Here is an 18,487-nt window from a genome sequence, read left to right as displayed (position 1 = left end):
GTGTGGGGGTGTCAGCCCAGGCGGGGGCCGGCGGTGAGCCACCCGCGTGTGTCGGCGGAGCCGGACTGGACGGCTTCGTAGTAGGCCCGCTGGACGGCGGTGGTGACCGGGCCGGGCCGTCCCTGGCCGACGGGGGTGCCGTCGACTCCGACGACGGGGGTGACCTCGCACAGCGTGCCGGTGAGGAAGACCTCGTCGGACAGGTAGAGCTCGGTGCGTTCGACCTGTCGTTCCTCGACGCGGAGTCCCAGGCTGTCGCGGAGCAGTTCGATCACGCTGGCGCGGGTGATGCTGTCCAGGATCGACTCGCTGATCCCCGGGGTGACGACGGTGTCGCCGCGGACGATGAAGACGGAGGCGCCGCCGGTCTCGGCGACCTTGCCCGCGCTGTTGAGGAGGATCGCCTCGCCGTAGCCGTGGGTGTCGGCCTCCAGCCGGGCCAGGCGCAGGTTGTAGTAGTTGGCCGCGGCCTTGACCTTCGGCGGTGCGGTGTCGTCGCCGGAGCGCCGCCAGGAGGAGACGAGGCAGGTGATTCCGGTGTCGATGGTCTTCTCCCGCGGGGAGGGGAAGACGGGCATGAAGAACCCGGCCTGCATCGCCGAGGCGTCGGCGGTGTAGCGGCCCTTCTCCAGGTAGAGCGTGGGCCGCGCGTAGATGTCCTCGCGGTAGTCGAGGGCACTGACGAGTTCGCTCAGCGCCTTCAGCAGCGTCTCCTCGTCGAGTGTGTGCGGGATGCGGGTGACCTTGGCCGAGTCGTGCAGCCGTCGCACATGGCGGTCGAGGTGCACGAAGTAGTGGCGGGACTCCTGCGGGTTCCAGTAGCCGCGCAGTCCTTCGAAGACGCTCGCGGCGCGCAGCACGGTCTCGGTCCAGACGTGGACGCGCGCCTCGTGCCAGGGACGGACCGCGCCGTCGAACCAGATGTGGTCGGGAGTGGAGAGTTCAGCCATGACGTGTCCTCGGGTCGGGGCGGGTGGGTTCAGGCGGCCTTGGCGGCGGTGGCGTCGGCGGCGTCGAGGAACTCCTGCACGGTGTGGCGCGTGTACTTGTGGTCGGCGAGCTTCGCGAGGATGGCGGGGGGCACGGTGACGCAGTGGGCGCCGGCGTCCATGGCCCGCCGGACGTCGCCGGGGCCGCGCAGGCTCGCCGCGATGATCTCCGTGTGGTAGCCCCAGCGGTCGAGCCAGCGGCGCACCTCCTCGATGACGGCGGCGCCGTCGCCGCCCTCGTCGTCGACGCGGCCGAGCATGATGCTCACGTAGCGCGCGCCGGCCTTGGTGGCGAGGGCGGCCTGGCCGTAGGAGAGGCAGGCGGTCGTGTTGACCTGGACGCCCGCGCCGGCGAGCTCGTGCATCTCGGCGAGGCAGGGCACCCCGTGGGGGGTGAGCATGGGGACCTTGATGGCCACGTTGTCGCCGAGCTCGCTCAGCATGAGTGCCTCGGAGACGAGGGCGGCGCCGGACTCGGCGGTGACCTCGGCGTGCAGGACGCCGGGGGCGATCAGGCGGGCGAGGCTGGCGAAGGTCGCCGTCGGGTCGGTGACGCCGTCGCGCAGCAGGACGCTGGGGTTGGTGGTGACCCCGTCCAGGATGCCCTGGCCGGACCAGAACTTGACGTGGTTCTCATCGGCGCTGTCGAGGAAGAGCTTCACGGTGGTCTCCGGGTTCTTCGAGGATGGTGGTGACGGCGGTCATCAGGTCGGGGGCGACGAGGTCGGGCCGGGCCGAGCGCCGGGTGGGGCACACGTCGCACCGGGTGCGGCCGACCCAGGCGGTACGGCAGCCGGCGGCCCGTCCGGCGGCGATGTCGCTCGGGGTGTCGCCGACGAACCAGCAGCGCTCCGCGCGCAGGCCGCGGTGCCGTATCGCCTCGCGCAGCAGTCCTGGGGCCGGTTTGCGGTTGGCGCAGTCGGCGCGCAGCCGGGGCAGGGCGGCCTCGGGGTGGTGCAGGCAGTAGTAGACGTGGTCCACGTGGGCGCCCTGCTCGGCGAGGAGGTGGAGCAGCGTTCCGGTCACGGCGGTCAGCAGCCGTGTGGTGAACTTCCCCTTGGCGATGCCCGGTTGGTTGGAGGCGACGATCACGGGGACGCCGGCCTCGTTGGCCCGCCGTACGGCCTGCGCGGCGCCGGGCATCAGGCGCACCTGGTCGGGTCGGTGCGGGGAGTCGACGGTGCCGAGGTCGGGCTCGTGCCACAGGGTGTTGAGAACGCCGTCGCGGTCCAGGAGCAGGGCGTCGGGGGTCATGGCCGAAGGGACTCCCAGCGCGGCGTGGTCACGGCGAGCAGGGGGTGCACGATGAGCATGTGCCATACGACGGACTGGAAGATCTCGGTGTGTGTGGTGCGGTAGTCCCGGTCGTTCACGGGCACGCGCAGGCATTCGTCGGCCATGCGGGCGGTCTCTCCGCCGTCGGGGCCGACCACGCCGCAGATGTACGCCCCGGAGTCCTGGGCGGTGCGCAGGGCCTCCACGAGGTTGACGCTCACGGGGGGTTCCTCGCTGCCGCCGCCGACGGAGAAGACCATCACGGCGTCGCGGGGGCCGATGTTCGCGCAGGTGAGCCATTCCGCGTAGGCCGAGCGCCAGCCGCGGTCGTTGATGGCGGCGGTGAGCGTGGCGGCGTTGTCGGTGGGCGCGTGGGCGTCCAGACCGGCGAGGTTGCGCAGGTCGCACACGGCGTGGGTGGCGTTGCCCGCGCCGCCGCCGACGCCGAGCAGGAAGACGCGGCCCTGTTCGGCCCGTACCCGGGCGAGGCGTTGTGCCATGCGGTCGACGGCGGTGTGGTCCAGGTCGCCGGCGACGGCGGCGAGGGTTTCCAGGAAGCGGGTGCCGAGGTCGACGCCCGGAGGGGTCTCGACAGTGACGGTCATAGCGCTGGGTCCCTTTCGTCGAGGTGGACGCGCGTGAGGGTCGTGCCCGAGGTGGAGAAGGTGAACGGCACCGGTTGCAGGCCCTGTTCGCGCATGGCGGCGTCCAGGCGGTCGCGGCGGTCGGGGTCGGCGTACAGGAGGAGGAAGCCTCCGCCGCCGGCGCCGACGAGCTTGCCGGCGAGTGCCGCGTTGCCGAGGGCGGTGGTGTACGCGCCGTCCCAACTGGAGGGCGGGGCACCGGCGTTCTTCACCTCCCAGTGCCGTCGCAGCAGGGCGGGGACGTCGTCGACGCGGCCCGCGCACAGTGCCTCGGTCATCTCGTGGCCGATCTCCTTGATGGAGTGCAGGGCGGCGATCTTGTCCTCGCGGCCCCGTGCGGGGGCGGCCAGGTGGCGGGTGCTGTCGCGGCGTACGCCGGTGTAGTAGAGGCACAGGTGCTGCTGGAGCCGGTCCAGGGTGGCCGGTGCGACGGGTGGCGTGCTCGCCTCGGTGGTGCCGTCCGTGGCGATGCGCAGGCGGCGCAGGCCGCCGAGCGCGCAGACGTACGGGTCGTGGCGTCCAACCGGCCGGCCCAGGCGCACGGCCTCCAGTTGCCAGGCGGCCTCGGCCAGCCCGGCCCGGCCCGCGGCCAGCGGGTCGCGGCCGGCGAGGGCTTCGGTGACGGCGAGCAGGCTGACGGCGAACGCGCCGGAGCTGCCCAGTCCGGTGCCCGCGGGAACCGGTCCGAACGAGGTGATCTCGCACGGTTCGTCGAGGCCGGAGGCTTCCAGTGCGGCGGCGACGTAGGGGTCGCCGAGGTCGTGGCCCTTGTCGCCGTGGAGGGTCTGTTCGTGGCTGTAGCGGAAGCGTCCGTCGAGTCGTCCGAGGCGCCCGGCGACGGTGACGCGCAGGCTTATGGCGATGGACAGGACGTCGCCGCCGAAGCTGTCGGCGTAGTACGGCAGATCGGTGCCGCCTCCGCCCAGGGAGAGGCGCAGTGGTGTGCTGGCCACGACGAGCGTGCCGGGCTCGGGGCCGCCGTTCATGCGCGGGCCCCGGTGGTGGCCGGGCTGCGCTGCTCGGCGAGCATGCGGCGGGCGGCCTCCAGTACGGACTGTTCGGCGGTGTGCCGCGGGCGCCAGCCGGTGGACAGCACCTTGTCGATGGACAGTTCGATCACCGGCTGGTCGCCGGACCAGGACAGGGCCGCCTCGTCGGTGCGGATCGTCGGCGGGTCGAGGTCCAGGGCACGGGCGACGAGCGCGGCCACGCCCGCGGTGTCGACGCTGCCGCCCGCCGCCAGGTTGTAGACCTCGCACGCGGGGTGGCCGGGGCCTTCGGTGGCCCGGGTGACCTCGTCCATGCCGGCGACGATGTCGTCGATCAGCACGTAGCTCTTGCGCTGCCGTCCGTCGCCCAGGACGTGCAACTCGGCCGGGTTCTCCTGCAGTTTGCGCAGGAAGTCGCGGACGATGCCCCGGCCCATCCGTCCGCCGAGCACGTTGCCGAGGCGGTAGATGCGGGCGCGCAGCCCGAACATCGCGCAGTAGGCGGAGATCAGTGCCTCACTGGCCACCTTGCCCGCGGCGTAGAGGGAGTTGGGCAGCAGGGGGCCGTCCGCCTCCGTGACGAGGGGGCCGAGCCGGTCGCCGTAGACGCCGCTCGTGGAGGGGAACACGATGGTGGTCACGCCGTGGGTGCGCATGGCCTCCAGGACGTGGCGGGTGAGGCCTGCGGACTGCCTGAGGTCGATCTCGGTGTCCCGGGCGCCCAAGGGGATGTCCGCGTTGGCGGCCAGGTGCCACACTTCGTCGATGCCTTCGAGCAGGTCCGGCAGGAGGGTGAAGAGGTCTCCGGGGACGTAGCGCAGTCGCGGGTGTTCCAGCAGGTCGGTGAGGCGTTCCGCCTCGGCGGGGGCGACCATGTCGGTGGCCACGACGGTGCGGTCGGTCGCGAGCAGACGGCGGACGGCGTGGCTGCCGATGAAGCCCGCGGCCCCGGTGATCAGGACGGTCACAAAGTCTCCTTCGATCAGGACACGTCGGCCGCGGACTTCGCGGACTCGACGGCGAGGGCGGCCAGGGTCGCCGCGTCGACGACACGGCCGGCCAGGACATGGGCGGCGAGCTCGGGGCGCGGCACGCCGCGGACGGCGGCGATGGCTTCGTCGGCCTCGGGGGACGCGGGTCCCGGGCGGCCGCCGCGCACCCGTACGACGGTGAAACGCTGGGTGGCCCAGTCGGCGGCTTCGTACAGGTCCTCGGCGAGGATCTCGGCGCTGCCGCCGTGCCAGCCGGTCTCCTCCCGCAGTTCCCGCAGGGCCGCCTGCGCGGCCGACTCGCCCGGTTCCAGGCCTCCTTGGGGCAGTTCGAGGCTCCAGCGGGCCGCGGCGTAGCGGTACTGCTCGGTCATGAGCAGCCCCTCGGGGGTGTCGCACAGGACGACGACGAAGTCGGCGCGGGTGACGACGGTGAACTGTCCGGTCCCGCCGTCCGCACGGACGAACTCCTCCTCGCGGACGGTCATCCACGGGGTGCGGTGGACGACGCGGCCGGTACGCCGGGTCTTGGGCGCGGGCGTGTTCTCAGGCATGGACACGGTCACTCCCGGCGTCCAGTGCGGCCACGTGCGCGTCGTACTCGGCGTAGCCGGCGGGTGATCCGATCTCCCAGAAGCGCTCGGTCACCTCCAGTGCGGCGAGTCGGCCCGTCGCGACCAGCGGGGCGTACAGCGCGGCGAGGTCCGCGTTCCCGCTGCCGGGGAGGTGTTCGACGGCGGACCGGCGCAGCAGGGTGATGCCGTAGTCGACGAAGGCGTACGTTCCCGGGGGCCGGCCCTTGTCGTACGTGGTGACCCGGCCGTCCTGGACGGCGACGTTGCCGGGAACCAGCCAGTCGTGGTTGCGCAGCACCGCCATCGCGGCGTCCAGGCCCGAGGCGTGCCAGCGGTGTGCCAGCTCGGCCAGTGGGGCGGGAGTGTGGCTGTCGCCCATGACGAGGGCGAACTCGTCGGCCAGGTGGGGCAGGGCGAGCCGCAGGGAGCCCGCGGTTCCCAGCGGTTCGGTCTCCACCGTGCAGGTGACGTGCATCCCCGCCGTGCCGTGGACGTCGAGGAACCGCAGAACCTGATCGGCCAGGTGGCCGAGGCACAGGTGGAGCTCGCGCACCCCTTGGCGGGCGTGGTGGTCGAGCAGCCGGGCCAGGAACGGGCGTCCGCCCACCGGCAGGAGGACCTTGGGGGTGCGGGCGCTCAGCGCTCCCATGCGGGTGCCGAGTCCGCCGGCCAGCATGACGACCTGCGGCGGCCGGGCCGCGTCCAGGGGGGTCATCGGGTGCCTCGGACCGTTGCGGGGACGGCGAGTTCGCGCAGCAGCGCGTCCGTACGGTCGATCATGCGGCGCAGTGAGAAGCGGGCCAGGACGTGGGCGCGGGCCCGTCGGCCGAGGCCGCGCCGCAGGTCCGCATCCGCGCAGAGCGCTTCCAGGGCGCCCGCGAGCTGTTCGGGGGCTTCGGGGTCGACGCGCAGGGCGAGCCCCTCCTCGGTGAGGACCTCGTCGAAGCCGTCGATGCGGGTGGCGATGACGGGCCGTGCGGCGCTCATCGCCTCCAGCAGGGACAGACCGAGTCCTTCGGAGTGGCTGGGCTGGGCGACGATGTCGGCGGCGGCGAGGATGCCCGGCATCTCCTGGACGGTGACGGATTCGTCGAGCCGCAACCGCGGCGCGCCGATACGTGCCGCCTGGGCGCGCAGGTGGTCGGCGTAGTCCTGGGAGGCGGAGCTGACTCCCCCGACCAGCAGCAGCCGCAGGGCGGGGTGGCCGAGGGAGTCGAACGCCTCGATGAGCTCCCGCTGGCCCTTGCGGGGCTTGAGCCGCCCGGCGCAGACGACGAGCAGGTCCTCGTCGGCGATGCCGTAGCGGGCGCGGACGCGCTGTCGCAGGGGGGCGGTGTGCGGGGCGTCGGTGAAGGCGTCGGTGTCGACTCCGTGGTGGATGAGGGCGACCCGTTCGGCGGGCAGGTGGGCCAGGGCGCGGGCGGCGTAGGAGTGTGATCCCGCGAGGACCAGGTCGGGTGCCATGCGGCGGTAGCCGAGCATGGTCTTGCCGATGCCCAACGGCTCTTCCAGCGGGGCGTGTTCGTGGTAGGCGCCGACCAGCGGGATGGACAGTTCGTCGGCCACGACGCGGCCGGCGACGGTCGTCTCCAGGCTGTTGGCCAGGATCAGGTCGGGTCCGAACTCGGCGACGACGTCGGCGAGTTCGGGCAGGAGGCCGAAGTAGAGCTGTTCCCAGGGAAGTTTGCTGGGGTCTTCCAGCAGGCCGCGGTATCCGCCGAGTCTGATGACGCGGACGGGGCCGTCGGTCTCCCTCGGGGGTGTGCCGGCGACCGTGTCGGTGACGACGAGGACGTCGTGGCCGGCGTCGGCCAGGCCGTGGGCGACCGTGCGGGCGTAGGACTCGGCGCCGCCCATCGTCGGGGCGAACGCGGAGGTGAGCAGAAGCACGCGCGAAGGCATGGCGAGGCGGTCCTCCTTTCCGGGTGTGGGCGCACGGGACCGGGCCGCGACCGCGGTTCCGGCCTGATCGACGGGGTGGAGAGGGCGCGGCGGCTTCAGGAGGCGGGCAGGATGCGCAGCTTGCGGCCCTCGCGCCGGACGCGGTCCTCGGCGAACGCGGCGAAGATGCCGGGCAGCATGTTCCGCTCCGTCTGCAGGATGCGCGGCTCGACGGTCTCGATGGTGTCGTCGACGTCGACGCGGATGGGCTCCTGGGCGATGATCGCTCCGCCGGCTCCGGAGAGCGCCTGGCGCAGGTGGAAGGTGACGCCGATCAGCTTGACGCCGTGGTCGAGGGCCGGCCCGATGGCCTCGTCGTCCTCGGCGAAGGCGGGCAGCAGCGACGGGTAGACGCTCATCACCCGGTCGGGGAAGGCGCTGAGGAGGGCCTCGTCGATGACGTCGCTGTAGCCGGCCGAGAAGACGAAGTCCACACCGGCCTTCTGCAGTTCGGCGGCCATGGCCTCGTCGCGCGCGGCCCGCGAAGGGTAGTCCTCCAGCCGGTGCAGGGACACGTGGGGTATGCCGTTGTCGCGGGCCACGCCCAGGGCGGGGCAGTCGAGGTTGGCGACGGCGGCGACAACCTCGCCGTGGCCCTTGCAGGTCTCCAGGACCATCCGCAGGGCGTTGCCGCGCCCGGACGTCATGACACCGATGTTGAGCATGGTCTCTCCGTTTTCCTCGGTCACAGCGGGAGGCTGGCGTAGCGCTGGGCGTCCCCGATGGCGGTGGGGCGGCCTTCGGTCGCCCCGAGCAGCCACTCGTTGGGGCGTCGTCCGTGGTCGTCCTCCATCCGCGGACGGGGGTGGTGCAGGTGCAGCAGGACCTCGTCGGACATGTGGACGGGGGTGTGGCGCCGGAGGTGGTCGAAGAACTCGTTGTCCTCGTCGCCCCAGCCCTCGTAGCGTTCGTCGAAGCCGTGGATGTCGTGGAAGACGTCGCTGTCGACGAGGATGCAGCCGCCCCTGTTGGTGACCAGGCGGTAGCCGTGCAGCCCGTCCGGGTCGACGGTCCTCTCCGTGCCGAACAGCCGTGCGCGCAGGGCGGTTTCGCTGGAGCTCTCGTCGAGGTAGTGCAGGCTCTCGTGGGGAAGCAGCGCCCGCGCGCCGACGGTGTCGATCCGGTCCAGCAGCCGCTCCAGGAAGGTGCGGTCCGGCAGCACGTCCGCGTCGAGGAAGAGGAGCCGGCGGTCGTGGCCGCGGGTGGCGACGGCGCCGACGTTGTGGGCCCAGCTCCGGTTGTAGGGGCCGCCGTGGGGTGCGTGGACGTACAGGTCGGCCAGGGGGGCGATCAGGTCGCGGTGCCGGGCGTGGTCGTCCTGCTCGACGACCACGAGCCGGTGGCGGGCGGGGTCGAGCGACTGGTCGCGCAGGGCGGCGGCGGTCGCGACGGCGTTGCGCAGCCGGTCGCCGGAGGTGGTGTCGCGGAAGTCGAGGACGACGGTGACGTCCCAGTGGCCGGTCATGTCCCGGGGCTCCGCGGCCGCCGCGGCGGCGATCTCCCGTGCGGTGGGGGTGCCGTCGGCCGGACGGCTCTCGTGGCGCGGGCCGCGGTCCAGGACGATGCGGTTGCGGTCGTCGAAGACGCTTATGTGCGCGTCCAGTTCGGCCGCGAGGCCGGCGTCCTGGTGGAGGGCGGTGGTGACGGCGTCGGACAGCTCCCGCTGGAGCCGCCGGTCGAGGGGGTCGTTCCGCAAGCCGCGCAGGGCCGCGTCCAGCGGGCCGCCGGGGGTCTCCCGGGCGGCGGCCGTCAGCAGGTCCTGGATCCGGGTGCACAGCCGTTCGGTGCGCCGCCACATCGGGGCGCTGACGCGGGCGGCCGGGTCCAGCAGGGTGACGACGGCGACGGTGGCGCGCTCGGCGACGGGGGCTGGACCGGAGCGGGTGACCGGACCTGTCATGAGAGCACCGTCCGGTGGAAGACCGGGCCCTCGGTGCCCGTGTCGCCGGTGCCGTCGAGGACCAGATGGGCGTGGTGGTGCGGTCGCTCGCCGTCCACGTAGCGGTCCTCGGCGGGCATCCACTGGTCGACCCACTGGCTCTCGGCCTCGGCGCCGTCGCGCTCCAGTCCGCGGCTGAGCCGCAGTTCGCGGGGCGTGTGGCAGTAGACGCGGTAGGTGTACAGGTCCCGTACGCGGGCCCGGGTGCTGTAGACGCCCTCGACGACGAGGGGGACTCCGGCGGGAAGGTCGTGCCACTCGGCGAGCCGGTCGTGGTCCCAGTCGTAGCGCTGGTATCGGACGGCCTCGCCGGCGAAGGCCGGGCGCAGCACCTGGCGTTCCAGCCGGTCCAGGTCGAAGTCGGCGCCGAAGCCGGCGGGCCGTTCGTCGTCACTGGTGCGGTAGAAGTCGTCGACGTGGACGACGACCGCGCCGGGCAGGCGCGCGGCGAGCAGCTCGGCGAGGGTGCTCTTGCCGGACGCGCCCGGACCGTCGACGCCGACGAGGATGCGGCGGCCGCCGCGGTCACCGCGAGCGCGGATCTCCGCGGCGATCTCGTCCAGGTCGCAAGCGTTCTGCGTCTGCATGGTCATCCCTTCGTGGGCAGCCGTGCGCCGCACCGGTGGTGCGGGGACACGGGGGTGGTCACAGGCGCCGGGTCGCATACGAACGAAGCGATGCCGCATCGGCGTCTGTTGCATGATGCGGGTGTCCGGCGGGTGCGGCCCAGTCACCGATACCGGGGACACGGCGGTCGGCGGACGTGACAGCGCCCGGGGACACGAGGGTCGGCGGACGGGCCAGCGCCCTGCGGTCACCTGTCGATCCGTTGCCATTGCCCTGACGTTCGTCTACCGAAGGCCTGCCGTCCTCCCCTCTAGGTTCGTGGCCAGAACCGCACGGCAGGCGACCCGGAGGGTGGGCGATGTACACAGTCGGTCTCAGGCACGACCACCCGTTCCTGTCGTGGGCGCTGGGCATGGCGCTGCGTGAGGTGCCCGGCATCGAGGTGTACAACCTCGGCGAGGGAGCGTCCCGGCGTCCGTGTCCCGTCCCGCTCGACGTGCTCATCACCAACCGTCCGACGAGCTGCGACGGTCCGGGGATGACGCCCGGCACCCGGGTCCTGCTCATGTCCGCCCAGCGGCCCGGCAACCTGGCCGGCAGCGGCGCCACCTGCTTCCTCGACGAGCGTTCCACCCCGGAGGCCGTCGTCGCCGCGGTACGCGCCGCGGTGGGCACGGACCCCGGGGCCGGTGACGTCGCGTCCGTACGCGACATGCTCTCCCCGCGTGAATGGGAGGTGCTGAGCCACATCGCGGCGGGCCTGACCCACGATCAGATCGCGCGGCGGCTCGCCATCAGCCCCCACACCGTCGACACCTACGTCAAGCGCATCCGCAGCAAGCTCGGGCTCGGCAACAAGGCCGAACTCACCCGGGCCGCGCTCGCCGCTTCCTGACCTCACCCGACCGCCCGTCCCCTGAGGAGACCTCGTGACCGTTCCCCTGCTCGTTCACACGCACGGCATCGGCGGCATCGACTTCAGCTCCATGGTGCCGAGCGCCCTCGCCGACGTCGAGCAGCACGCCGTCCGCAGAGGCGTGCACCTCGTGCCCTCGGTGTTCCTGGAGCGTTCCTACATCGACCGTTTCAGCGAGGTCGTCCGCGCCTGGTCAGCCGACCGCGAGCGGTTCCCCTCCGTGCTGGGCTTCTCGGTGGAGGGTCCGCTGCTGGGCCGGTCGGGCGGTGTGCCGCCCCGGGGCATCTGGTCGCCCTCGGCCGAGGAGTGGGAGAGGATCTGCGAGCTCGGCCCGCACGGGCTGCGCTACATCGTCATGGGGCCGGACGGGGGTGACCTGGACGACGTGCTGGAGGGCGGTGTCCGTTACCGGGACATCGTCGACCTGTGCTACGCCAACGGCGTCCGGATCGCGCTCGGGCACTTCCGGCACACGCACCCGGAGCTGAGCGCCGAGCGGACGCGCGAGCTGATCGACTACGTCCACCACCGGTACGGCCCCTCCCCCGACGTGCTGCTGACCGACCATCTCTTCAACGACATGCCCCGTGCCTTCCGGCACGTGTGGCGCACTCCGGCCGAGCGGGCCGCGCGGGACGGGGAACGGGCCGCCTTCCTGGCGCGGGAGTGGCACTACGAGACGCTCCCGGAGCTGCTCGGACCGGTCCCGGCCGCGCTGGTGCGGGCCGCGCAGGACGAGAAGCTGCTGCCGTTCCTCAACTTCGACGGCGACCACGTCGACCTCGCCATCTGCCGGCGCACCGCGGAGTTCCTCGGCACCGGACGGATCATCGGCATCACCGACGACACGGAGATTCCCGTGCTGGCGGGCGAGGCGCTGCACCACCGGGAGGGCAACCACCTCTGGTACCGGTCCGACGGCATCGTCGCCGCCGGCACCGGGTTCTACCCCCGCCAGTACGCGAACGTGCTGGGTCTCGGGCTGGGCGAGGACGGCGTACGGGACATGTTCCACACCAATCCGCGCCGGGCGCTGCGGCTTCCGGTGGCCCGCGCCGAGGCGTTGGTGCGGTGATGCTGGGCGTCGTACTGGCCGCGGGCCACGGTTCCCGGCTGCGGCCGCTGACGTCCCGGTGGCCCAAGCCGCTGCTCCCGCTCGGCGCGGACACCCTGCTGGACAGGCTGGCCCGGCAGGCGCGTGCCGCGGGTGCGGGGCGGGTGGTGTGCAACGCCCACCACCGGGCCGAGGACGTGGTCGAGCACTGCCGGCTGCACCCCGGCCGGGCGGGCGGCCCCGTCGAGGTGCGCGTCGAGCCCGAACTGCGCGGCCCCGCGGGCACGCTGCACACGTTCGCCGAGGAGATCCGTGACAGCGGGCGGGCGGTGGTGCTCTCCGGGGACCTGCGGACGGGCGGCGGGCTCCCCCGCTTCGTCGCCGCGCACGAGGCCTCCGGCGCCCTGCTCAGCGTCGCCCTGGTGCACGTGCCGGACGGGTCGCGCTACGGGGTCTTCGAGTTCGACGAGGACGGGGCCGTCGCACGGGTCGAGGAGAAGCCGGCCTGGGCCGCGGGCCGGCCGTCCTGGGTGAGCGCGGGCATCTACTGCGTCGAGCCCGAGGTGCTGTCCTTCATACCGCAGGACCGGCCCTTCGACTTCGCCGCCGATCTGGTGCCCGCCCTGCTGGCCGCCGGACAGCCCGTCAATTGCGTCGCCTGGGCGGGCGCCTGGGACGACCTGGGCACTCCGTCGGCCTACCGCGCGGCGGTCCTGCACGAGGTGCGGGCCGCGGGCGGGGAGCCGACCGAGGACGGCGGTGTGTGCCTGCGTGACCCCAGCGCGGTCGTCGAGGAGGGGGCCGCCCTGTACGGCGACGTCTATCTCGGTGCCGGTGTCCGGGTCGGGGCCGGCGCGCAGGTGCGTGACTGCGTCCTGCTGCCCGGGGCGCGGCTGGCCCCCGGCGGCCTGGCCGTGGAGACCGTTCTGGCCGGTCCCGCAGGAGCGGGTGGCTCATGAGGCGTCCGACCTCGCCCGTCGCGGCGGGCGCCGGACGGCACGGGCCGGCCGTGACACCGTACGGCCCCGGCGGGAGGGCGGTGCCGAACGTGCGGGCCGCCGTCTACGGTCCGGCCTTCGTGGCCGCCGTCGCCTACGCCGACCCGGGCAACTTCGCCAGCAACACCACCGCGGGCTCCGCGTACGGCTACGGCCTGTTGTGGGTCGTGGCGGCGGCCGGAGCCATGGCCATGCTCATCCAGTACGTCGCGGCGAAGCTGGGCACCGTGACCGGCCGCGGACTGGGCCGGCTGTGCCGCGAACACCTGCCCCGCCCCGTCGTGTACGGCCTGTGGGCCCAGGCGGAACTCGTGGCCGTGGCCACCGACCTGGCCGAGATCGTCGGCGGCGCCCTGGCCCTGCGGCTGCTGTTCGGCCTGCCCGTGCTGCTGGGCGGAGTGCTCGTGGCCACGGTCTCGTGTCTCGTGCTCGCCGCGGAGGGCAAGGGCGCACGGCGCTTCGAGAGCCTGGTCGCGGGAGTGCTGGCCGTCGTCGTCATCGGTGTCTGCTACGACATCGTCGCCGCTCCCCCGAGTCCGACGGGTATGGCCCACGGGATGGTGCCGTCCTTCCCCGGGGCCGACAGCCCGATGCTCGCCGCGGGCATGCTGGGCGCGACCGTCATGCCCCACGTGATCTATCTGCATCCGGTGATGGCCGCCCGCCGCCTGTCGCTGCGCTCCGTCGCCGGCACGGACCCTGCACACGCCACGTGGCTGCTGCGCCGGCTGAGGACCGCCATCGTCGTGTCCCTCGGGGTCGCCGGCGCGGTGAACGCCGCGCTGCTGCTCATCGGTGCGCGGATCCCCGGCTTCGGTGACGACCTGGACTCGGTCCACGCCCGTCTCGGCGAGACCGTGGGCTCGGTGGCCGCGGCCGCGTTCGCGATGGCGCTGCTCGCCTCCGGGCTCGTGTCCTCCTCGGTCGGCACCTACGCGGGGCAGGTGATCATGACGGAGTTCCTGGACCGTCAGGTTCCGGTGTGGTTCCGCCGGGGCGCGACCCTGGTGCCCGCTCTCTCGGTGCTGGCCCTGGGGGTGAATCCGACCACCGCGCTGGTGTGGTCCCAGGTCGTGCTGTCCTTCGGGATCCCGTTCGCGCTGGTGCCGCTGGTCTGGCTGACCGGGCGCGGCACCCTGATGGGGGCCCGGCGCAACGGGCCGCTCACGCAGGCCGCGTTGAGCGTGGTGACGGCGGCCGTGATCGGTCTCAACGTGTTCCTGCTGGTTCAGGTGGCGGCCGAGGTGGGCTGAGCGATCCGCCCACCGCGCTCGGATACGGGGGCACCGGACCGCGGCTCCGGTCCGGGCTCCTCACCCCGGTGCAGCGCCCGCGCCGGCAGCCAGCGCTCGGCGGCCCAGAATCCGGCACCGCCCAGCGCGCAGGCGACCGTCAGCAGCCACCACAGCCAGGGCGCACCCGCGGTCAGGAGCCAGCCGACCACCGCGGGCCCCACTCCGGACGTCAGCGCGCCGGCGCTCTGGAACACGGACATGGTGCGCCCTTCGTGGGACGTGTCCGCCGCGGCGGCGACCAGGGCGCTGGACGCGGGCAGGTAGCACATGAAGGCGAAGCCCACGAGCAGCGAGGCCACCGCGGCGCCCGTCGCGGCCACGGCGGGCCGGCCCGAGGGCAGGGCGGCGATCACGGCGACGGCGAGGATGCCGAGGCCGGCGCTGAGCACCACCACGCGGGTGCGCCGCATGCGGGCCGAGCGGCGTGTCACCCAGGACTGCAGGGCGAACGCGCCCAGGCAGTTCAGACCGAACAGGGCGGTCGGCAGCCAGGCGCCCAGACCCAGTCCGTCCACGACATGCACCGGCAGGACGACGGTGGGCACCAGCCACAGGAAGGACAGGCCGATCTGGCCCACCGCCAGGGCCCACAGCCACCGCTGCGCCAGCACGTGCCGCCAGGCTCCTCGGACCGGGGCCCGGTCGGTACGGACCAGCCCCTCGGCGGCGAGAGGTTGTGCGGAGGAGGTGGGGCGGACGCGGGCCAGCAGCCATGCCGACAGCAGGGAGCTGAGGACGTTGAAGCCGACGAGCAGTCGGGCCCCGATGTGGTCGTCCCAGCTCAGGAAGGCGGCCGCGGCCAGTCCGCCGATGGCGAACCCGCCCTGCTTGACCGACTCGGCGAAGGCGAACCACGTGTCCAGCCGGTGGCGTGCGGTCAGTGACTTCAGGAAGACGGGCCAGGCCGTCCAGTAGCAGCGGTCGGCCGCCGTCACCAGGAAGACCGAGACCAGCACTTGCCACCAGTTGTCCGCGAGCAGGTAGCCCACGTAGCCGACGCCGGCGATCACGTTGTTGCCGACGAGGACGAACCGGGAACCGTACCGGTCCACGAGAGCGCCGGCCCAGGGCGAGATCGGCAGGGTGAGCAGGACGGCCGCGCTGGTGACGAGCCCGATGGTGGCCACCGACATGGACGTCGTGAGCGTGAAGTACAGGAGCGACAGGGGCATGACCATCCCCGCGCCCACCGCGTCGACCACCACCGAGCCGACGAGACCGCCCCGTTGGGTGGTCGCCATGTCCGGCATCGCGCCGCGCAGACGGCGCGCGCTCGACTCAAGCAGCCGCGGCACTGTGGTCCCCCTTCGTGTTCGGCGTGCCGAGAACGCCCGGTGCCACCACCGGGGGTCGTCCCGACCAGGACAGGCAGTGCAGGTGCCGTCCGTCGTGCACGGTGTCGACCACTCCCGCGTTCTCGATCCAGTTGCGGTAGCCGGAGGTCAGCGGCAGGTTCGCGCACAGCACGGTCAGGGCGAGCTGGAGTACGGTGCCGTGGCCGACGACGAGCACGGTCTGCCCCGGGTGCCGGGCCACCAGGTCGTCGACGACGCGGCTGATGCGCTCCACCGTCGCGCTGCCGCGCTCGCCGGTGCCGCCGACGCGGTGGTCGAGGTCGCCGTTGAGGTACCAGTGGTCGAAGGTGGCGTCGAAGCGGGTGAAGGCCTCCGCAGAGGACTGTCCTTCGAGGTCGCCGACCGATCCCTCGCGCAGTTCGTCGTGGATCCGCGGCTCGAGTCCGGTGGCCAGTTCGTCGTTGAGGATGGCGGCGGTCTCCACCGCGCGCCGCAGCGGGCTGCTGTAGACGGCGGCCAGGCTGTCGCGCACCGGGCCCAGTTGGCCGGCCAGGGTGGTCACCTGGCCCCGGCCCACCTCGTCCAGGGAGACTCCCGGATAGCCGGAGGTGATCACCATCTGGGCGTTGTGCGGGGTGCGTCCGTGTCGTACGAAGAGCAGGCGGGTCATGGAAGTCCTCTCGCGCCGTGAAGAGTCTCGCTTTGCTTGGCAAAAATGTGCCAGACGCTGACCAAGGAACGAAAAAGGGCCACTTCATCGCGGATTTCTGAGATCGCGAAACGTTGGCAACTTATTGCCAAAGGTGAGGGCGTACAGGCGCCGCCGACGCGTCTCTCCACGCGGCGGGGAGCTTCAGCCGGCCGGTGTCCCGGATGCGGTCCGCCCGACGGGGACGCTCAGCCCGCGTGCGACATCAGGGCGGCCCGGCCGGCCGGGTGCCGGGGCAGCGCGGCGAGGCGCAGCAGCGGGGGGATCCTGAAGGACGGGCCGTGCGCCGGCCCGTCGGCCTCGGCTTCGAGCGCGCCCAGTTCGAGCAGCCGGCCCACCCTGTCCTCGGCGCCGAACATGTCCGTCGCCCACACCCGGGCAGCGGCCACCAGACCGAACCGGCCGGCCTCCGCCGCCGCCAGCGCGGTGAGCGCCGCAGCGGCGTCCACGGGAAGGCGTCGTACCGCCCGCCGAAGGAGTTCGCCCATGTCGAAGGAGACACTGCCGAGTTCGTCCAGGCGCCGGTCCGCGTCGAGCAGTCTGCGGGCGAGGCCGTCCGGAGTCCGCAGCAGGGGCGGGCCCAGTTTCCCGGCCGCTGCGCGCAGGGCGAGGGGGAGGTGTCCGCAGGCCTCGGCGATGTCCCGTACCGCCCGGGGGTCGTGTTCGACGGCGGCCGTTTCGGCGAGCGCGCGGAGCAGATCGGCGGACTCCCGCGGGGAGAGCGGCCCCAGGGGTACGGACTTGGCTCCCGCCAGTCCCGGCAGCGAGGTCCGGGAGGTCAGCAGGACGGTGGTGTCCGGGCCGCCCGGGAGCAGGGGGGTCACCTGAGAGGCCGTCGCGGCGTCGTCCAGGAGGATGAGCAGCGGGCGTCGCGCGCTCCACGCCCGGAAGGCGCGGATCCGTCCCTCGGCACTGTCGGGGATCTCCTCGGCCTCGACGCCGATGTCCCTCAGGAGCGAGAACAGCACGGCGTGGGGGTCGAGGGGACGGTCGTCCGGGCCGTGCAGGACGGCGTGCAACCGGCCCCCGGGGAAACGGTCCTTGACCCGATGCGCGGCGTGGACGGCGAGCGTTGTCTTGCCGACGCCGACACCCCCGGTCAGCAGGACCAGGCGGGGGGCCGTCCGCGCGGTCCCGGCGGGAGCGCTCAGCCGCAGCACCTCCCTCAGGACACCCGCCCGGCCGGTGAAGTCCTCGGTGTCCGGGGGCAGATGGGTCACGCAGGGCGGCGCGGAGACGGGCCGGACGCCGGATGACGCGGGGCGGGGCGGATCGAGCCGGTCCGACTCGTTGAGCAGGTCGCGGTGCAGGTCCCGGAGCCGCCGCGAGGGTTCCGCGCCGAGTTCCTCCACCAGCCGGCGGCGGAGCCGCGTATAGGCGTCGAGAGCGACGTCCCGGTGTCCGGCGCGGTAGGCGGCGGTCATCAACTGTGCGGCGAACGGCTCGTTGAGCGAGTGACGTCCGGTCAGTTCATGCAGCTCGGGCAGCAGTTCACGGTGCCGCCCGAGCGACAGGTCGCAGTCGATCCGTTGTTCCAGTGCCTCCAGACGGGCCTGTTCGATCTGCGCGATGCGCGCCGTGAGCAGCGGTCCGGCGGTCACGTCGGCGAACGCAGGACCGCGCCACAGTGCCAGCGCCTCGCCGAGGATCCGGGACGCGGCCGCGTGATCGGCCCGGTCACGGGCAGCCCGCCCCCGATCGGCCAGCAGCCGGAACACCTCCAGGTCCAGGCTCTCCCCGGGCACGTGGACGCGATACCCCCCGGGACGGGTCTCCAGCACGTCGAGCGTCTCCCCGGCCCGGGCCTCGTGGGCGTCGGCGTCGGCGAACGGCCGCAAGGCCCGGCGCAGTTGGTACATGTACGTCTGCACGGTCTTGCGGGCGAGCCGGGGCGGCTCGCCGTCCCACAGCTCGTCGATCAGGAGCGACACCGGCACGAACGCGCCCGCGTGCAGCAGCAGTACCGCGAGCGCGCGCCGGGCCATGGGAGCCGACGGGGTGCGCTCGACGGACCCGCGGCGGACCTCCAGCGGACCGAGGACGGCCACCCGCAGGGCGGGCTCGGCGGACGGTCGCGGCATGAAGGGTCCCTCGGTGCGTCGAAGGAAGCTCGGCGGATGTCCCACCCTACGAAAGGCGACGTCAGCCCCCGTTCAGCTCCAGTGCAACGCAGACCACGACGGACCATGAGAATCGGACAGGCGACGGGGGTCCGGTCCCGCGCGGGGGTGTCCTGACATTCCTCTGATGTGGCGCTCACCCAGGACCGGCGGAAAGTACGCGGCTTTGACCCGATACTTCCCGCCGCCTTT

At 73.0% G+C, this 18,487-nt stretch carries 19 protein-coding genes; 4 read left to right on the top strand and 15 right to left on the bottom strand.

All coding sequences use genetic code 11. The annotated features are described in order from the left end of the window. Positions 1–11: 11 nt before the first annotated feature. The 12 genes from ACFRIC_RS15595 to ACFRIC_RS15540 all read right to left on the bottom strand — a co-directional run bounded on the left by ACFRIC_RS15595 (position 12) and on the right by ACFRIC_RS15540 (position 9,928). On the bottom strand, positions 12–950 hold the full coding sequence (locus tag ACFRIC_RS15595; protein ID WP_382785090.1) for a branched-chain amino acid transaminase: 939 nt from the start codon (positions 948–950) through the stop codon (positions 12–14). A 29-nt stretch (positions 951–979) separates the two neighbouring features. Beyond that, positions 980–1,651: a transaldolase family protein gene (locus tag ACFRIC_RS15590; protein ID WP_382785088.1), complete on the bottom strand. Its 672-nt coding sequence runs from the start codon at positions 1,649–1,651 to the stop codon at positions 980–982. Then, positions 1,623–2,243: a D-glycero-alpha-D-manno-heptose-1,7-bisphosphate 7-phosphatase gene (locus ACFRIC_RS15585; protein WP_382785085.1), complete on the bottom strand. Its 621-nt coding sequence runs from the start codon at positions 2,241–2,243 to the stop codon at positions 1,623–1,625. The genes ACFRIC_RS15590 and ACFRIC_RS15585 overlap by 29 nt, the downstream gene beginning before the upstream one ends. Further along, complete coding sequence (locus tag ACFRIC_RS15580; RefSeq protein WP_382785083.1) at positions 2,240–2,869, bottom strand: SIS domain-containing protein; 630 nt, start codon at positions 2,867–2,869, stop codon at positions 2,240–2,242. The genes ACFRIC_RS15585 and ACFRIC_RS15580 overlap by 4 nt, the downstream gene beginning before the upstream one ends. Next, positions 2,866–3,894 carry a hypothetical protein gene (locus tag ACFRIC_RS15575; protein ID WP_382785080.1) on the bottom strand — a complete coding sequence of 343 codons (1,029 nt, stop codon included), beginning with the start codon at positions 3,892–3,894 and terminating at the stop codon, positions 2,866–2,868. Before ACFRIC_RS15575 ends, ACFRIC_RS15580 begins: the two co-directional genes overlap by 4 nt. After that, the gene (locus ACFRIC_RS15570) at positions 3,891–4,865 is read right to left on the bottom strand and encodes an NAD-dependent epimerase/dehydratase family protein (RefSeq protein WP_382785077.1); all 975 of its coding nucleotides are present in this window, start codon (positions 4,863–4,865) and stop codon (positions 3,891–3,893) included. Before ACFRIC_RS15570 ends, ACFRIC_RS15575 begins: the two co-directional genes overlap by 4 nt. 14 nt (positions 4,866–4,879) lie before the next feature. Continuing rightward, positions 4,880–5,440, bottom strand: a complete 561-nt coding sequence (locus ACFRIC_RS15565; RefSeq protein WP_382785075.1) for an NUDIX hydrolase — start codon at positions 5,438–5,440, stop codon at positions 4,880–4,882. After that, positions 5,433–6,176, bottom strand: coding sequence for an NTP transferase domain-containing protein (locus ACFRIC_RS15560; RefSeq protein WP_382785073.1), 744 nt, complete (start codon positions 6,174–6,176; stop codon positions 5,433–5,435). The genes ACFRIC_RS15565 and ACFRIC_RS15560 overlap by 8 nt, the downstream gene beginning before the upstream one ends. Beyond that, complete coding sequence (locus ACFRIC_RS15555; protein ID WP_382785070.1) at positions 6,173–7,363, bottom strand: glycosyltransferase family 4 protein; 1,191 nt, start codon at positions 7,361–7,363, stop codon at positions 6,173–6,175. Before ACFRIC_RS15555 ends, ACFRIC_RS15560 begins: the two co-directional genes overlap by 4 nt. A 95-nt stretch (positions 7,364–7,458) precedes the next feature. Then, positions 7,459–8,091 (bottom strand): phosphoribosylglycinamide formyltransferase, encoded by a 633-nt coding sequence (locus tag ACFRIC_RS15550; protein ID WP_382785067.1) that lies wholly within the window; start codon positions 8,089–8,091, stop codon positions 7,459–7,461. Next, positions 8,088–9,302, bottom strand: a complete 1,215-nt coding sequence (locus ACFRIC_RS15545) for a galactosyltransferase-related protein (RefSeq protein ID WP_382785064.1) — start codon at positions 9,300–9,302, stop codon at positions 8,088–8,090. Before ACFRIC_RS15545 ends, ACFRIC_RS15550 begins: the two co-directional genes overlap by 4 nt. Continuing rightward, positions 9,299–9,928, bottom strand: coding sequence for a uridine kinase (locus ACFRIC_RS15540; RefSeq protein WP_382785061.1), 630 nt, complete (start codon positions 9,926–9,928; stop codon positions 9,299–9,301). Before ACFRIC_RS15540 ends, ACFRIC_RS15545 begins: the two co-directional genes overlap by 4 nt. Positions 9,929–10,266: 338 nt before the next feature. On the opposite strand from ACFRIC_RS15540, the gene ACFRIC_RS15535 reads away from it, so the two are divergent. Genes ACFRIC_RS15535 through ACFRIC_RS15520 form a run of 4 tightly spaced genes read left to right on the top strand, consistent with a single transcriptional unit; the run spans position 10,267 to position 14,129 of the window. Beyond that, positions 10,267–10,803 (top strand): response regulator transcription factor, encoded by a 537-nt coding sequence (locus ACFRIC_RS15535; RefSeq protein ID WP_382785058.1) that lies wholly within the window; start codon positions 10,267–10,269, stop codon positions 10,801–10,803. A gap of 34 nt (positions 10,804–10,837) precedes the next feature. Beyond that, on the top strand, positions 10,838–11,899 hold the full coding sequence (locus ACFRIC_RS15530) for a hypothetical protein (protein WP_382785055.1): 1,062 nt from the start codon (positions 10,838–10,840) through the stop codon (positions 11,897–11,899). Further along, a complete protein-coding gene (locus ACFRIC_RS15525) occupies positions 11,899–12,837 on the top strand; it encodes a sugar phosphate nucleotidyltransferase (RefSeq protein ID WP_382785052.1) in 939 nt (312 codons plus the stop codon). The genes ACFRIC_RS15530 and ACFRIC_RS15525 overlap by 1 nt, the downstream gene beginning before the upstream one ends. Beyond that, positions 12,834–14,129, top strand: a complete 1,296-nt coding sequence (locus ACFRIC_RS15520; protein WP_382785049.1) for an Nramp family divalent metal transporter — start codon at positions 12,834–12,836, stop codon at positions 14,127–14,129. The genes ACFRIC_RS15525 and ACFRIC_RS15520 overlap by 4 nt, the downstream gene beginning before the upstream one ends. Here the strand turns inward: ACFRIC_RS15520 and ACFRIC_RS15515 are convergent. From ACFRIC_RS15515 to ACFRIC_RS15505, 3 genes are all read right to left on the bottom strand, one after another. Further along, positions 14,105–15,466, bottom strand: a complete 1,362-nt coding sequence (locus ACFRIC_RS15515; protein WP_382785047.1) for an MFS transporter — start codon at positions 15,464–15,466, stop codon at positions 14,105–14,107. The genes ACFRIC_RS15520 and ACFRIC_RS15515 overlap by 25 nt on opposite strands. Further along, complete coding sequence (locus tag ACFRIC_RS15510; protein ID WP_382785045.1) at positions 15,450–16,136, bottom strand: histidine phosphatase family protein; 687 nt, start codon at positions 16,134–16,136, stop codon at positions 15,450–15,452. Before ACFRIC_RS15510 ends, ACFRIC_RS15515 begins: the two co-directional genes overlap by 17 nt. Positions 16,137–16,363: 227 nt before the next feature. Then, complete coding sequence (locus ACFRIC_RS15505; protein WP_382785042.1) at positions 16,364–18,256, bottom strand: BTAD domain-containing putative transcriptional regulator; 1,893 nt, start codon at positions 18,254–18,256, stop codon at positions 16,364–16,366. Between the last annotated feature and the right edge of the window lie 231 nt (positions 18,257–18,487).

It is taken from the genome of Streptomyces sp. NPDC056738, from assembly GCF_042790435.1.
In the GTDB taxonomy this organism is placed as follows: Bacteria; Actinomycetota; Actinomycetes; order Streptomycetales; family Streptomycetaceae; genus Streptomyces.
Note: the sequence above shows the minus strand (reverse complement) of the source record. Positions and strands in the feature narration are given on the sequence as shown.

Bases quoted from the DNA above. Each gene is read 5' to 3' on its own strand.
- ACFRIC_RS15560 (WP_382785073.1), bottom strand. From the start codon at position 6,176: ATGACCCCCCTGGACGCGGCCCGGCCGCCGCAGGTCGTCATGCTGGCC.
- ACFRIC_RS15575 (WP_382785080.1), bottom strand. From the start codon at position 3,894: ATGAACGGCGGCCCCGAGCCCGGCACGCTCGTCGTGGCCAGCACACCA.
- ACFRIC_RS15565 (WP_382785075.1), bottom strand. From the start codon at position 5,440: ATGCCTGAGAACACGCCCGCGCCCAAGACCCGGCGTACCGGCCGCGTC.
- ACFRIC_RS15520 (WP_382785049.1), top strand. From the start codon at position 12,834: ATGAGGCGTCCGACCTCGCCCGTCGCGGCGGGCGCCGGACGGCACGGG.
- ACFRIC_RS15595 (WP_382785090.1), bottom strand. From the start codon at position 950: ATGGCTGAACTCTCCACTCCCGACCACATCTGGTTCGACGGCGCGGTC.
- ACFRIC_RS15540 (WP_382785061.1), bottom strand. From the start codon at position 9,928: ATGCAGACGCAGAACGCTTGCGACCTGGACGAGATCGCCGCGGAGATC.
- ACFRIC_RS15580 (WP_382785083.1), bottom strand. From the start codon at position 2,869: ATGACCGTCACTGTCGAGACCCCTCCGGGCGTCGACCTCGGCACCCGC.
- ACFRIC_RS15505 (WP_382785042.1), bottom strand. From the start codon at position 18,256: ATGCCGCGACCGTCCGCCGAGCCCGCCCTGCGGGTGGCCGTCCTCGGT.
- ACFRIC_RS15545 (WP_382785064.1), bottom strand. From the start codon at position 9,302: ATGACAGGTCCGGTCACCCGCTCCGGTCCAGCCCCCGTCGCCGAGCGC.
- ACFRIC_RS15510 (WP_382785045.1), bottom strand. From the start codon at position 16,136: ATGACCCGCCTGCTCTTCGTACGACACGGACGCACCCCGCACAACGCC.
- ACFRIC_RS15535 (WP_382785058.1), top strand. From the start codon at position 10,267: ATGTACACAGTCGGTCTCAGGCACGACCACCCGTTCCTGTCGTGGGCG.
- ACFRIC_RS15585 (WP_382785085.1), bottom strand. From the start codon at position 2,243: ATGACCCCCGACGCCCTGCTCCTGGACCGCGACGGCGTTCTCAACACC.
- ACFRIC_RS15525 (WP_382785052.1), top strand. From the start codon at position 11,899: ATGCTGGGCGTCGTACTGGCCGCGGGCCACGGTTCCCGGCTGCGGCCG.
- ACFRIC_RS15555 (WP_382785070.1), bottom strand. From the start codon at position 7,363: ATGCCTTCGCGCGTGCTTCTGCTCACCTCCGCGTTCGCCCCGACGATG.